Origin of the sequence: Spirulina sp. CS-785/01 (assembly GCF_028330525.1) — a bacterium.
In the GTDB taxonomy this organism is placed as follows: Bacteria; Cyanobacteriota; Cyanobacteriia; order Cyanobacteriales; family Spirulinaceae; genus JAQMSD01.
The window spans coordinates 1-14,484 of sequence record NZ_JAQMSD010000120.1 but is presented as its reverse complement, the minus strand read 5'-3'; the positions used below and the strand labels follow the sequence as shown (position 1 = coordinate 14,484).

Here is a 14,484-nt window from a genome sequence, read left to right as displayed (position 1 = left end):
AGGGTGAGGGGAGGACAAAGGAGCGAGGTTCTGTTGATGTTCAATCCCAAATCCTTTGTCAGACAAGAAGTGTAACTATTTAACAATTAATTCTAGACCCGATCGCTCAATCAATGCGTTTCCAATCCCTAATCACCCATCCCCCAATACCTTTTTCGCTAAGAAATAACTGGTGACAGACTTTGCATCCACTGTCCCTTCTTTTAGAATTACCGTTTCTAACTCCTCTGGAGTCATTAAAACTACCTCAATATCCTCATCTTCATCTTGATAGGGAGGGTGGGGGAGTTGTTCTAAATCTTGGGCTAAAAAGGCGTAAATATATTCATCAGAATACCCTGGAGCAAGGGGAAAATCGCCTAAATGTTGCCAACGGTTGGCTTTATATCCTGTTTCTTCCTCAATTTCTCGTTTAATGGTTTCTGCGGGGTTTTCTCCCACTTCTACTGTTCCGGCGGGGAATTCTAAGAGACGACGTTCTACTGCAAAACGATATTGATACACTAAGACAAATTTTCCCTCTGAAGTGACGGGAACGGCCAATGCTCCCCCTGGGTGACGAATACATTCCCAATTCCCTTCTACACCGTTGGGGAGACGGAGTTGATCAACGGTAAAGCTAAATTTACGGCCTTGATAGGTGAGGTTATTTTGTAAAACTTTGGGGGGTTCGGGACCAAAAGACATAATCTGTTATTGCAGGTGAACTCCCGAACAGTCTAACCTGTTTGCGAGGTCTTTGACGGTTTTTCCGGTCACGGGATCGACCCATTGGGGAGCGATATCACAGAGGGGAATTAGCACAAATGCACGGTCTTGCATTCGGGGGTGGGGAAGGGTGAGGGAGGGGGTTTCGAGGATGGTGTCCCCATAGAAAATAATATCTAAGTCTAACGATCGCGGGCCCCAGGGGTCTCGTCTCACTCGACCAAATTCTTGCTCTATCTCCAATAAGGTATTCAGGAGAGCATGGGGAGACAGTTGCACCGCAAGCAACACACAACCGTTTAAATAGTCCGGTTGCGGGGGACCCACCGGAGCAGTCCGATACCAACGAGACTGCTGTTGTAAAGTAATCTGGGGATGTTGGGATAAACGAGTTAATGCTCCCTGGAGAATCGTTGGAGAGTCTCCTAAATTACTCCCAAGGGCGATAATACAAGGAATTGGGGATGGGTGTTGTGTCATTACCAACAAGTATTCAGCAACAAGCAAGATGTAATCTGCATTGGGTTCACGGCCAACTTGAACGGGGTTTCGTTTAAGCTAATCGTAAACCCCATAGGACTGTCATTGATGAGCTTTTTTGAGAAATTACATCGCGCGATCGCCAAAAATAATAGCCTCTTAGTCGTTGGCCTCGACCCCAACCCAGAAATGCTTCCCCACTTTACCGCAGAAGACCAGTCCCTAGAGCATCTGGTACAAGACTTAGCCGACTGGTTACACCATCTCATCACCACCACCCAAACCCTCGTCTGTGCGTATAAACCCAGTTTCGGCTTTTACAAATCATTAGGCGCACCAGGGTTAGAATTACTCTCAGAAGTCTTAAACTCTATTCCTGATGATCTTCCCGTCATTCTCGATGCAAAACATGGCGACTTAAACACCAGTAGCATTTTCGCACGAACTGTCTTTGAACAGTGGCAGGTCGATGCAGTCACCCTAAACCCCTACGCAGGACAAGACCAAGCAGCCCCTTTTTTAGTCTATCCCGACCACGGCATTTTTCTCCTCTGTCGCACCTCCAACCCTGCGGCCATGGCCATCCAAGGATATCCCGATGAAGACAGTCCCCTCTTTTTAAAAGTTGTCCAAGAGGTCCAGGGATGGGGGACTCCAGAACAAGTTTATCTAGAAATAGGAACCAGTACCCCAGACACCCTTGCAAGAGTGCGGACCCTTGCACCAGAACGGTTAATTTTATTACGCAGTCTCTGGAAACGGGAAGAAAACCTCGAAAACCTCCTTAAAGCAGGACTCAATGAAAACGGAGAAGGATTATTAATTCCCGTCCCCCAAGACTTACTCAGTCAGGACACAACCGTTGCAACCACCATTCAATCCCTCAACAACACCATCAACCCCATTCGCACTGCTATTCAACAACAACCCGGTAGTCATTGTCACCTCTGGACTCCCGATGTCTGTTTTCTGGAGAAACACCCCCATCAGGATTTAATCCTACAACTCTACGATATTGGTTGTATCTTGTTTGGGGAGTATCAACAAGCCTCTGGGGCTACTTTTTCTTACTACATTGACCTGCGTAAAATTATCTCCCAACCGCAAATTTTCCAACAAGTCCTCAATGCTTATGCAGAAATTTTACAAACTCTCACCTTTGACCGCATTGCGGGTATTCCCTATGGGTCCCTCCCCACTGCAACGGGACTCTCCCTCCGTCTGGAACATCCCATGATTTTCCCCCGGAAGGAAGTCAAGGCCCACGGGACTCGTCGGGTGATTGAGGGGAACTTTCAACCAGGGGAAACGGTGGTGGTGGTGGATGATATCCTCATCAGTGGCAATAGTGCCATAGAAGGGGCGAAAAAACTAGAATTTGCCGGATTAGTTGTCGAAGATATTGTCGTCTTTCTCGACCATGAACGGGAGGTGAAAGACCGTCTCCAAAAGGAAGGATATCGCGCCCATTCCGTGTTAACCCTGTCTGAAGTGACCCAGACCCTGTATGAAGCCGGACGCATTGCTCAAGACCAGTTTGAAGCGTTAACTGCCCATTAGAACTATTGTAACGTAATGACTCATTTTCTTACAAATTTATGTTAATAGAAACAAAGTAATGCAAATCAATACAAAAAAATATTGCATTTGCTTAAAATAACGGCGTTCGTGGGGCAAATCTGCTAATAATGAAAGTGTAGCGGTTGTTTCAGGTTGTGAACTCAGGTCGCCTGAAATCAGGTCGCCTGAAATCGACCTAAGTGAATCGACCTAAGTGAATCGACCTAAGTGAATCGACCTAAGTGAATCGCTAGGTGAATTGCTAGTCTCGCAGCTAGTCTCACATAGTCTCACAAACATAGTCTCACAAATGATAAGCACTGAGCATATATACGGATTTATTGGAGGTTAGGCATTATGAATATGTTTAAATGGGTAGAAGACGTTAACGATTATTTGTCCGAAGCGATCGCACGAATTTTCAGCCGCAACGATGACACCTACACTCCCATTGGAGTTCAACCGTTTTCTGGCGACTTAGGCCATCCGAAAAAACAGGTTGAATGGTAGAGAGAACAATGCTGAATGCGATCTTTTTGAGCGCAAAATTTTTCAACCTATTACCTTGATTCAATCAGTCTTGGTTAAATGGAGATACAGTGAATAAAGGTGAGATAACTTTTAAAGTTCTCACCTTTTTGCTGTGTTTATAAGCATTCAACTATCAATGTTAACTCCGCGACTCTTAAAACTAATACTCCATCACGCACCCCGGCTAAATGCTTGCGTCTATCAACCTGTTTTAACAGGTTTCAGCTATTAGCCTTGGGTTTTAACCCAAGGCATATAAAGGTAACATTCTCTGAATACTTACCCCATGAAAAACTTATATTTAGGAAAATATTTAACCCTAGAACAGTTTTGTACGTGCAGCAAAACCTATCAAAAATACAGCAGTCAAATTGATCCATGGCCACAGCAAAAAGCCAGTATTCAAGCCTTACAGGACTTAAATCAATATCTCCTTGACCCCATTATTGCTCATTATGGGAGCGACTCCTTTCAGTTAACCTACGGGTTTTGTTCGGCAGACTTGCGACGGTATTTAAACCAAAAAGACCCCGTAACCGGAGAAAAAAATGGGCGTATTGATCCCCGTCGAGATCAACACATGGCCTGTGAACTGAATCGTAATGGTCGGTATTATTGCGATCGCAGGGGGGCAGCCTGTGACTTCTCCATCCTCGGCACATCTAGCGATCAAGTCGTCTCTTGGATTATAGAACAACAACTCCCCTTTGACTCCCTCTATTATTACGGCAGCCAGCGTCCCATCCATCTCAGCCACGGGCCCCAACACAAAAAAGCCCTCTGGACCTTCACCCCCACCGGACAACCCACCCGCAAAGGCATCGAACCCTGGCTCTCCCGTCTGCAAGAATTAATGTATCAGCAAACCCTATAATACGGATTAAATCTCTACGAATCTTTATTTGGGAGGAGTGCCGTGAAACAATTAACTTGGAGAGTCGCACAACTGGGAATTGTCACCCTAGTCACTATTCTAGGGGCTACCCCAGTCTATGCCCAAACCACCCGAACCGACACCGCCTTAGAAGGAGTCTGTCGCCAAACCAACCGCACCCTAGATGTCTTTGAAAACCCCTCTGTCAACCTTGAGAGTCGCTCTCTCGCCACCCTAAAACCCGATGTCCAAGTCATTCTCACCGGAGAAATTACTTCTGGATGGGTGCAAATTAGCCAACCCACCGAAGGCTATGTCATTGCCCGTCACCTCAAACCCTGTCCCATCGACACCGCAGACGCAACCCCCGAAGAAACCCCAGAAGAAGAAGACGAGACCAGTCCAGAGCGTCCGGTGGGTTCTCCCGAAGCATTAGAAAACATTAAAGAAGGCCGGTGTCGTCGAGCAATCACCGATTTAGCCATTCGCTCTCGACCGGAAGCAGGACTCGAACCCTCATTAGGCAGTGTCCGAGAGGGACGAACCGCCACTTTAACCGGGAATACTTCCCTAGACGAGGATGAGCGTATTTGGTTAGAAATTTCTGCTCCTGTTGCGGGTTGGATATCGGGTGGCCGCGATGGGGGTAGTAATTTGGTTTTATGCGAGTAGGTTGCCTTCTCTCCGGTTTAAAAACCGGAGATTCTCATCTCAGGCGTTGAAATCTAATTCTTACTGGCAATTTTCTGGGGAATTATGATGGTAAACTCTGTGCCTGTTTTGGGATTAGACAAACCGAGAAGTTCTCCAACTTGACATTTTTTCACTTTGGAGCAGTTTAGTTGGGGTGTTTTTAAGTTGTTCTTGAATGGTCTGTTTTAGGCCATTTTTGTGTTGCGTTAGGGTGTGCTTTGCTTGACTCAATTCTTGGACAATATTTTCTTTCTCTTGGTGAATTTTAAGATAGTTCAAGCCTAGACCAATAAAAGGAATTAGAATTGAGCTACAAAACCCTAGTGTTTTGACCCCTGCAACTCAACCGATTTCCCCGCTTTCGTTGATTGTTTCTGCAATTCCCCCTATCCTGTACAGAAAATCCCAACCACTGTCCCATGAACCTGTTACCCTAACGTAAGGAAGCATTGAACAGAGAGCGATGGATATTCAAACCCCCGATTGGGTGAAACACGCAGTATTTTACCAAATTTTTCCCGATCGCTTTGCTAAACGAGACCGTCCCCCAGAGGCGGTACAAATGACCGTTTCCTTTGAACCTTGGGATTCAGCCCCGACGATGCAAGGATATAAGGGAGGCAATCTTTGGGGAGTCATTGATCGGTTAGATTATTTACAAGATTTAGGCATTACAGCGATTTATTTTACCCCGATCTTCCAATCTGCCAGTAATCATCGCTATCACACCCACGACTATTACCAAGTTGACCCCATTTTAGGGGGGAATGAAGCCTTACAAGAGCTTTTAGCGGCAGCGCACCAACGAGGGTTAAAAGTAGTCCTCGATGGGGTATTTAACCATGCTAGTCGGGGATTTCTCTATTTTAATGACATTTTGGAGAATGGCCCCTATTCTCCTTGGGTGGATTGGTTCAAAATCCACAAATGGCCCGTGTCTGCCTATGATGGGGATCAACCTGCCAATTATGACGGTTGGGTGGATAATCGTGCTTTACCGGAATTTAACCACGATCATCCCGATGTGCGGGAGTATATCATGCGGGTGGGGGAATATTGGCTCAGGCAAGGGATTGATGGGTGGCGGTTGGATGTCCCCTACGAAGTGGAGACTCCTGGGTTTTGGCAAGAATTCCGCGATCGCGTGAAAGCCATTAACCCCGATGCTTATATTGTGGGAGAGGTGTGGAGAGACTCCCGACAATGGTTAGATGGGACTCAGTTTGATGGGGTGATGAATTATTTATTCACGGGGCCGACTATTGCTTTTACGGGGGGCGATCGCGTAAAATCCGACCTAGTAGAAGGCCCCGACTACTACCCCTATCCTCCCCTCAATGCCAAGGAATATGCAGCCAAAATCCAAGATTTAATCGAACTGTACCCCTGGGAAATTCAACTCACCCAACTGAATATCCTCGATAGTCATGATACGGCCCGGTTACTCTCGGTGGTACAAGGGGATAAAGGGAGTGTGGAATTAGCCACCCTCCTCCTCTTTACCTATCCTGGCGCACCGAGCATTTATTATGGCAATGAAGTGGGTTTACCAGGTGCATTAGACCCCGACTCTCGACGCACCTTTCCCAAGGAGAAAAACTGGGATCAACCGACTCTAGCAATGCACAAACAACTGATTGCCCTCCGACATCAATATACTGCCCTACGAACCGGGAAATATGAGGTATTAGTCGCCGAGGGGCTATTGTACGGCTTTAAGCGCGTTTTAGAGGGGTCTGAGGTGTTTGTGTTTGTCAATGCAGGGATGGACAGTGCCACCACAACCCTAGAGGTAGGACCCTCTCTGTTAACCGCAAAATTTGGGCAACCCACTCTACAACAGTCGGGGCAAACCTTACAAGTGAGTTTACCCCCTAGAAGTGGCTGTATTCTGGCAAATTAGGGACTGGGTTGGGTGTAATGGTTTCTACACCTGGCCTTAAACTGGGGGTGATCAGTCGTCGGTTTTGCGGAGGGAGAAACTGGGTTTCTGTCTTAACTGGACTGTGTAACCATTCCACCCCCATAGAAACCCGGTTTCTTGGCTTTTACTAGGGTTTTGCGGGGGGAGAAACTGGGTTTCTGTCTTAACTGGACTGTGTAACCATTCCACCCCCATAGAAACCTGGTTTCTTAGCTTTTGCTAGGGTTTTGTGGGGGGAGAAAATCGTTGTTTTATTCGTCTGAAAACTGTTCATTATTTTCTTCCGACTGCGCTTTCTCAGCTTCCACGGGAGAAGGACTGAGAATGACCAATTGATTTCCGTTTAAACTCCCTTGAATAACTAACACAATGGGACGTTGTTCTAAACTGGCATCTTTCGGTAAACTTTTAAATAAATAGAAAAACCCTTCATGATCGAGTAATAATCGCCATACTCTAGCCGCATCAGGATCATTGATTGGGGTATTTTGTATATTTCTATAGCGTTTTATATCCCCAATAATTTGAAATCCCTCTAAGGTTTGGGGGTTGTCTGGGGTGTTGCCAAAGGCTAAGGTATCATCAGGGGTAATTAAGGTGATACTGGGTAATTTGGAGTTGACTCCTGCATCTCTCCTTGCATCACTGATCCCTTGATGACGTGCGAGGAAAAATAATAATAGTAGTATCCACAAAATAATAATGATTTCATCCCAAAGACTGGTTTTATAGTCGATGGGTTTTAAGTTGATTTGATTGAGGATTTTATTTAAGATAAAGTAGCTGAAACGTTGGAGTTTTAAAAGCAATGGTTTTGCAGAATCTTGGGAAATAGAGGAATTAGTTTTTCTCAGTTTTTTATATTGATTGAGAGAGACTATTTTTAAACGGTTTAAACCTGTTACAATCCATCGACTCGTTTGTTTGAGTAGCCAGAGACTGGTGGGAATGCCTACATAAATGACGAGGATAAACAGTAGGATAGAAGACAGGGTTTGGAGGATACTGAACCAACTTGCGAAACTACCAAAGAAAACTTGTAAGGGGACAAAGAGAAAGGATTGATGGGGGAAGTCTAGGGTGGTAATTTCTAGTTGAAAGAAGCTAAAATACGACCAACGATAAATCCAACCTGTGAAATATAATCCACCCCCCAGAAGGGTGAGGAGTCCGGCAAATTTTTGGAATAAATTGGGTGTTTTTGGGTTGTTCATAGTCGTATTTTTCGGTTCAGCTATCTAGGTTGGCTCTCTCCTGTGGGGGGCAGGGTTGCGCTCTGAACTCGATGTTAAAATGTTATAAGGTGTCGCCTCTTATGTGTGATGAAAACTAAATTCTCGTCTTTTCTCCTTTCCTCCCTTCTCCTCTTGGGAGTGAGTAGTTGCCAAACTCCTCCCTCGGAGCGAGTTATGTCTGAGGGGGAGGTTTCATCGGTGGAGGTGCGACTGTCTGCGGTGATGGTGGAATTAGCGGATGGGGAAATGCTCAACGGACGCTATTTAACGGGGGTGACGGCAGAGGAGTTTACGTTTGAGTATAACGGGGAATCGGAGTCTTTTCCTGTGGATGCGGTGGAGATGGTTCAGTTTGTACAGGAGGATATTCCAGAAGGAGGGGGGTCTCCTATTATTCGAGAGGGGGATGAAACTTGGATTGTTCAACCTGTGACGGGGTTTCAGGTGGAAGATTCCCAAAAGGCGATAATTGAGGAAGATGCTTTTCAAATTGAACCGGAGTCTAGTTTTAGTGAGTATGCGGTGCAGGAGTTAAGGGTTGATGGTGAAGGGGATGATGGGACTCGGTTAGAGTTAACGGTGATTGAGCAGGATTAGGTCTTTGGGTTCAAAGCGTTGGTTTTTATGGGTACAATTAAAGGATAAATAACGGGAGCTATGGGTCATTGAAGTATGAAAACTGCCATTTCTTTACCTGATTCGGTGTTTGCAGAAGCGGAGGCGTTAGCGGAACAGTTGGGGTTATCGCGTAGTGAACTTTATACGAAAGCTCTGCAAGTCTATTTAGAAAAATATAATCGTTCCCCGATGCTCAATCAACTCAATCATGTTTATACTCAAGCCTCGTCTGAAGTCGATCCAGTGATGGCGAAAATGCAGTTTATGTCTCTCCCCCATGAGGATTGGTAATGTATCGAGGAGAGATTTGGTGGGCAAATTTACCTGATCCCGTGGGTTCATCGCCGGGTTATCGTCGTCCAGTTTTGATTGTTCAGGATGATACGTTTAATCAAAGTCGTATTAGTACAGTTATTGTGGTTGTCATTACGTCTAATACGTCATTAGCAGAAGCACCGGGTAATGTCTTGTTGCCGCGTAAGGTCTCTGGTTTATCTAAGAACTCTGTGATTAATGTTTCGCAAATTTTGACGATTGATAAGAGTTTTTTGGTGGAGTATGTCGGGTCATTATCTGAAGATTTACAAGAGGAAGTAGATGAAGGACTCCGAACAGTTTTATACCTTTAATCCGTTTGTTTGGTTTTGTTGGGTTACGCTGTCGCTAACCCAACCTACGGTAGAACGGTTTTTGGAGGGATGGATTTTTGATTTTTTTAGGGTTGGTGTTTCTACACTCTTTGAGGAATGCGCTATATTGGAAGGAGGACGGTTTACCAGCAGGGCGATGAAACGTTTGGCGATTGTGGGTTTGGCGGTGTTGTTGGGGATGATGGGGGGTGAAGTGGGGTCTCCTGTGCGGGGGGAAATGGTTTTATTGGCGCAGGGTGAGGCCGCAGAGAAGGTGGAGGCGGATTGGTTATTTCACCGGGGGATATTGGAGTATGACGGCGGTCAGTTTCGGGAGGCGTTGCAGTCTTGGGAACGTGCATTGGAGATTTATGGAAGGATTGGGGACAGAGGGGGAGTAGCTGATTCTTTAAACGGTTTAGGCGGTGTTTACCGATCCTTGGGAGAGTACCAACAGGCGATCGCCTTCTATGAGCAATCACTGGAAATTCAACGCCAAATTGGGGACAGACAGGGTGAAGCTGGTTCTTTAATGGGTTTAGGCAATGTTTACAATTCCTTGGGAGAGTAACAACAGGCGATCGCCTTCTATGAGCAATCACTGGAAATTAAACGCCAAATTAGGGACATAGACATATGGGACACAGTGGGTGAAGCTGATTCTTTAACCAATTTAGGCAGTGTTTACCGATCCTTGGGAGAGTACCAACGGGCGATCGCCTTCTATGAGCAATCACTGGAAATTAAACGCCAAATTGGGGACGAGGAGGGTGAAGCTAGTTCTTTAGGCAATTTAGGCAATGTTTACCGATCCTTGGGAGAGTACCAAGAGGCGATCGCCTTCTATGAGCAATCACTGGAAATTAAACGCCAAATTGGGGACAGACAGGGTGAAGCTAATTCTTTAAACAATTTAGGCAATGCTTACGATTCCTTGGGAGAGTACCAACAGGCGATCGCCTTCTATGAGCAATCACTGGAAATTGCACGCCAAATTGGGGACAGACAGGGTGAAGCTGCTTCTTTAGGCAATTTAGGCTTGGCTTACCGATCCTTGGGAGAGTACCAACAGGCGATCGCCTTCTATGAGCAATCACTGGAAATTAAACGCCAAATTGGGGACAGAGGGGGTGAAGCCGCTTCTTTAAACAATTTAGGACTAGCTTACCTAAAATCGAATAAACCCAAGCAAGCGGAATCAGTCCTCCGCCAAGGAATCCAACTACGAGAAAAACTACGAGAAGGCTTACCCGATACACAAAGAATCAGCATTTTTGAAACCCAAGCTGTAACCTATCGCCTATTACAACAAACCCTTATTGCCCTCAACCAACCTGAAGAAGCCTTAGCCGTATCCGAATGGGGGCGAACTCGCTCCCTCATGGAACAACTCAGCCAAAAACAGAACATCACCTACAAACTCCCCACCGTTGCAGACTTAAAACAAGTGGCCAAAGAACAAAACGCCACCGTGGTTGAATATAAAGTGATGTACGATGACTTCCAACTGGAAGGGAGAGAACAATACAAAGAATCAGAACTCTACATCTGGGTTATCCAACCCGACGGCACAATCACCTTTCGTTCCACTGACCTGAAATTCCTTTGGGACAAGCCCTACCGCGTCTTCCTCATCATTCTCCTGCTTCCCACCCTCGTAGTCAGTGGCATGACTTTCGCTTATGCCTTCTATGTTGACCCCAAAAACCGCCCCTCCCGACGCTTCATTACCCTTACCGGACTCCTCACCCTCACCAGTTTCTCCGGACTTTTCCTCACCCTCAGCCAAAACCGTCAAATTACCGCCAGTCGCAGCGCAACCGCCCACAACCAAAGCCCCCAAACCCCCTTGGGTCAACTGGTCAACCAAAGCCACGCCGCCGCCAGTGGACAAACGCGAGGCCGTTTGGATATTTTTGGAGAGAGTTTCGGTCAACGGGATAAAGAGTCCCTGCAAAAACTCCATAACCTGCTCATTGAACCGATAGCCGACCTCCTCCCCAACACCGCCAACGACGCTGTAATCTTTATTCCAGACGAAGACCTCTTTTTTGTCCCCTTCCCTGCCCTCATCACCCCCTCTGGGGACTACCTCATCGACCATCACACGCTCTCCACCGCCCCTTCCATCCAACTCTTAGAGGCCACCCACCAACAGAAAACCGGAACATTCGCCACCCTCCAAGGGGAAAACGCCCTCATCGTCGGCAACCCCGTCATGCCGGACTATTACGATCTTATTGCCCGACGAGTTAAAAGCCTCGACCCCCTCCCCCACAGTCAACGGGAAGCGGAAACCATCGCCCAACTGCTGCAAACGTCTCCCCTCCTCCGAGATGCGGCCAACGAAACCGCCATCACGGAAAAAATGCCCCAAGCGAAACTCCTCCATTTCGCCACCCACGGCCTCCTAGATGGTTTCCGAGGGATTACCCGTTATAATTTAGGAGCAGTTGCCCTCGCCTCTGACCCCAACTACGACCCCCAAGACCCCTTCAACACCGCCAACGACGGACTCCTCACCGCCCAAGAAATCTACGAGATGCAGCTTAACGCTGATCTGGTTGTCCTAAGTGCCTGTAAGACGGGACTGGGACGAGTCACCAGTGATGGCATTGTGGGGTTATCTCGCGCTTTCATTAACGCAGGTGTACCCACGGTGGTCATGTCCCTCTGGGATGTGCCAGATGCCCCTACAGCCGATTTAATGACGATGTTTTATGAAAATTTGCAAAATGGACAGAATAAGGCTCAGGCGATGCGAGAGGCGATGCTGAGGATTAAAGAAGAACATCCTGAACCGAAACATTGGGCGGGGTTTACGGTGATGGGGAAACGGTGAGGAGGGAGAAACCGGGTTTCTTTTGTTCCTTAACCGTACGGTCTTCCCAAATTGAGTCAAAATAGAACCAAACTCTCACTCCCTCAAACCTATGCGTTTAAAATCTTGGCAACTGGTTATCCTTGCAACTCCCATCATACTCCTTGTCGTCTTCCTCCTTGTGGCAGCAGGACTGCAAATCCATACTTGGGGGATTAACTGGATATGGGGGATATTTGTCCTCCTCTTGGCGGCTTGGCGGTGGTTGCTGGTGAGATGGACAAAACCGGCGGTTGCCCAAATTGAAGATGTGATCACCCAAGTCAACCAAGATTTGGCTACCACTACCCCCACCGGAGACGATGAGGCTACCGAAACGATTACCACTCGCCTCAATAAAATTATTGAAGATTCTCGCCATGATCCCCCCATTTGGGAGGACTGGCAAACCTTTTGGCAACGAGGCCAAGAGGTGGTGTTGGCGGTGGCCAATACCTATCACCCGGAAGTCGAATACCCCCTCCTCAATATCTACATCCCCCAAGCCTATGCGTTAATTCGGGGGACGGTGGATGATATGGATCGCTGGATGCAGCAGCTTTCGCCTGTTTTAGGACAAGTTACCGTTGGCCAAGGGTATCAAGCCTATAAAACCTACCAAAAACTTGAACCCTCGGCCCGCAAACTTTGGCAGGTTTGGAATTGGGCGCAGTGGTTTATTAATCCCGCAGCAGCAGCCGCTAGATTGGCGAGTAAACCTAGTAACGATCGCGCAACGGAACAACTCCTCGGCAACCTTAACCAAATGCTGCGAGAAGCTGCTTTACGGAATCTCTGCGGCCAAGCAGCTAAGTTATATAGTGGCGATACTCTGCCCGCTTCTACCTTTGAGGTGTCTCAGTCAGCCTTACCCCAAGCCAAAACCCAAACCCTGCGGGAGATTCTCGAAAATGCCGAACCCGCAGAGAAAATTGAGGAAAAACCCGTTAATTTGCTGTTGGTGGGGCGAACGGGGGCCGGGAAAAGTAGTCTCATTAATACCCTCTTTCAAGCCGATTTAGCGGAAGTGGATGTGTTACCCAGTACCGATCGCATCCAAAATTATCACTGGCAATCCCCCACTGGCGAGTCTCTCACCCTGTGGGATACTCCGGGTTATGAACAGGTGAATCGGGAGGATTTACGGGAATTGGTCTTAGATTATGCCCAAAATGCCGATTTATTACTACTGGTGACACCGGCCCTTGATCCGGCTTTACAGATGGATATGGAGTTTTTGGCGGATTTTACGGAGGAAGTGGCGGATTTACCTGCGATCGCCATTGTCACCCAAGTGGACCGTCTGCGGCCCGTCCGGGAATGGCAACCCCCCTACGACTGGAAACAAGGCACTCGCCCCAAAGAAAAAGCAATCCGCGAGGCTACCCAATACCGGGCTGAACAATTAGAACAATATTGCAACTTAATCTTACCCCTCGTCACCCGCAAACCCAACGAAAACCGCCAACCTTGGAACGCGGACATCCTCTCGCTGACGCTGTTAGAAACCCTTGAACCCGCAAAACAATCTCGATTAGCACGGTTTTTGCGCGATCGGGAAACTCGCACCCATGCCGCGGCCAAAATTATCGATCGCTATACCTTCCAAATGTCCACCACCCAAGGACTCACCTCCCTCTTAAAAAGTCCCGTCCTGCAATTTATCTCCACCCTCACCACCGGACAACCCACCTTGGCCTATCTCCTCGCAGAACAAATCCCCGTAGAACAATTACCCATCGTCATCGGTAAATTACAAATGACCTATGACCTCTTTTCCCTGTTGAGTGACGATCATAATATTGGCAAATTTAATTTACTCAGTCTCTGGCCGTTACTCCTAGAAAACCCTGCCACTCCCGATCAAAATGCGTGGGCGTTTGGTCATAGTTTGGTGGAATATTGGACTCAGGATTTATCAATCGAGCAATTACGCCAAAAATATCATGATTATTTAGAACAAGTTAGTTAGTTGTTGTTGGTTGTTTGTGAACAAGGGAACAGGGAACAGTTGTTTCTTTTTTCTCCCCCATCTCCCCCATCTTCCCCATCTCCCCCATCTTCCCCGAAAGCCTAAAACCTTCGCAGACACAACAACAACCCCCCCACCCGGAGGTGAGGGGGTTGTGTTAGTTATCTAGCGGTTAGTTATCTAGCGGAGAACTAAATCTTAGTTCGCTTTAACTTACCCGTTGATGGAAGGAGCTTGCAGAGCCACAGGAGTGGTTTCATTGCTAGCTAAGTCTAAGGGGAAGTTGTGAGCGTTCCGTTCGTGCATTACCTCGAAACCTAAGTTAGCGCGGTTGAGGATGTCAGCCCAGGTGTTCACCACTCGTCCTTGAGAGTCAAGGATGGATTGGTTGAAGTTGAAC

Annotated in this window: 15 protein-coding genes and 1 pseudogene; 11 read left to right on the top strand and 5 right to left on the bottom strand. The window is 47.2% G+C overall.

All coding sequences use genetic code 11. The annotated features are described in order from the left end of the window. Positions 1–132: 132 nt before the first annotated feature. Together PN462_RS07220 and folK are read right to left on the bottom strand one after the other, a co-directional pair. On the bottom strand, positions 133–687 hold the full coding sequence (locus PN462_RS07220) for an NUDIX hydrolase (protein WP_272127375.1): 555 nt from the start codon (positions 685–687) through the stop codon (positions 133–135). 6 nt (positions 688–693) lie between these two features. After that, the gene (gene folK / locus PN462_RS07215) at positions 694–1,188 is read right to left on the bottom strand and encodes a 2-amino-4-hydroxy-6-hydroxymethyldihydropteridine diphosphokinase (RefSeq protein ID WP_272127373.1); all 495 of its coding nucleotides are present in this window, start codon (positions 1,186–1,188) and stop codon (positions 694–696) included. A 108-nt stretch (positions 1,189–1,296) separates the two neighbouring features. On the opposite strand from folK, the gene PN462_RS07210 reads away from it, so the two are divergent. From PN462_RS07210 to PN462_RS07190, 5 genes are all read left to right on the top strand, one after another. Beyond that, positions 1,297–2,748, top strand: a complete 1,452-nt coding sequence (locus tag PN462_RS07210; RefSeq protein ID WP_272127372.1) for a bifunctional orotidine-5'-phosphate decarboxylase/orotate phosphoribosyltransferase — start codon at positions 1,297–1,299, stop codon at positions 2,746–2,748. Positions 2,749–3,105: 357 nt separating this feature from the next. Beyond that, positions 3,106–3,258, top strand: coding sequence for a hypothetical protein (locus PN462_RS07205; protein WP_272127371.1), 153 nt, complete (start codon positions 3,106–3,108; stop codon positions 3,256–3,258). A 307-nt stretch (positions 3,259–3,565) separates the two neighbouring features. Next, positions 3,566–4,153 carry a hypothetical protein gene (locus PN462_RS07200; RefSeq protein WP_272127370.1) on the top strand — a complete coding sequence of 196 codons (588 nt, stop codon included), beginning with the start codon at positions 3,566–3,568 and terminating at the stop codon, positions 4,151–4,153. Between the two features lie 42 nt (positions 4,154–4,195). Further along, complete coding sequence (locus PN462_RS07195; RefSeq protein ID WP_272127369.1) at positions 4,196–4,825, top strand: SH3 domain-containing protein; 630 nt, start codon at positions 4,196–4,198, stop codon at positions 4,823–4,825. Positions 4,826–5,309: 484 nt separating this feature from the next. Next, on the top strand, positions 5,310–6,749 hold the full coding sequence (locus tag PN462_RS07190; protein WP_272127368.1) for a glycoside hydrolase family 13 protein: 1,440 nt from the start codon (positions 5,310–5,312) through the stop codon (positions 6,747–6,749). Positions 6,750–6,800: 51 nt separating this feature from the next. Here PN462_RS07190 and PN462_RS07185 read toward each other — a convergent pair whose 3' ends face one another. Continuing rightward, on the bottom strand, positions 6,801–6,965 hold the full coding sequence (locus PN462_RS07185; protein ID WP_272127367.1) for a hypothetical protein: 165 nt from the start codon (positions 6,963–6,965) through the stop codon (positions 6,801–6,803). 56 nt (positions 6,966–7,021) lie between these two features. Beyond that, a complete protein-coding gene (locus PN462_RS07180; protein ID WP_272127366.1) occupies positions 7,022–7,984 on the bottom strand; it encodes a hypothetical protein in 963 nt (320 codons plus the stop codon). 108 nt (positions 7,985–8,092) lie between these two features. On the opposite strand from PN462_RS07180, the gene PN462_RS07175 reads away from it, so the two are divergent. The 6 genes from PN462_RS07175 to PN462_RS07150 all read left to right on the top strand — a co-directional run bounded on the left by PN462_RS07175 (position 8,093) and on the right by PN462_RS07150 (position 14,084). Continuing rightward, a complete protein-coding gene (locus tag PN462_RS07175; RefSeq protein WP_272127365.1) occupies positions 8,093–8,602 on the top strand; it encodes a hypothetical protein in 510 nt (169 codons plus the stop codon). A 75-nt stretch (positions 8,603–8,677) separates the two neighbouring features. Then, the gene (locus tag PN462_RS07170) at positions 8,678–8,914 is read left to right on the top strand and encodes a hypothetical protein (RefSeq protein ID WP_272127364.1); all 237 of its coding nucleotides are present in this window, start codon (positions 8,678–8,680) and stop codon (positions 8,912–8,914) included. Next, positions 8,914–9,252 (top strand): type II toxin-antitoxin system PemK/MazF family toxin, encoded by a 339-nt coding sequence (locus tag PN462_RS07165; protein ID WP_272127363.1) that lies wholly within the window; start codon positions 8,914–8,916, stop codon positions 9,250–9,252. The genes PN462_RS07170 and PN462_RS07165 overlap by 1 nt, the downstream gene beginning before the upstream one ends. After that, positions 9,221–9,823, top strand: coding sequence for a tetratricopeptide repeat protein (locus tag PN462_RS07160; protein WP_272127362.1), 603 nt, complete (start codon positions 9,221–9,223; stop codon positions 9,821–9,823). The genes PN462_RS07165 and PN462_RS07160 overlap by 32 nt, the downstream gene beginning before the upstream one ends. 9 nt (positions 9,824–9,832) lie before the next feature. Further along, positions 9,833–12,094, top strand: a complete 2,262-nt coding sequence (locus tag PN462_RS07155; RefSeq protein WP_272127406.1) for a CHAT domain-containing protein — start codon at positions 9,833–9,835, stop codon at positions 12,092–12,094. Between the two features lie 91 nt (positions 12,095–12,185). After that, complete coding sequence (locus PN462_RS07150) at positions 12,186–14,084, top strand: GTPase family protein (RefSeq protein WP_272127360.1); 1,899 nt, start codon at positions 12,186–12,188, stop codon at positions 14,082–14,084. A 213-nt stretch (positions 14,085–14,297) separates the two neighbouring features. Here PN462_RS07150 and PN462_RS07145 read toward each other — a convergent pair. Then, a pseudogene (locus PN462_RS07145) lies at positions 14,298–14,484 on the bottom strand (photosystem II q(b) protein); the annotation flags it as partial.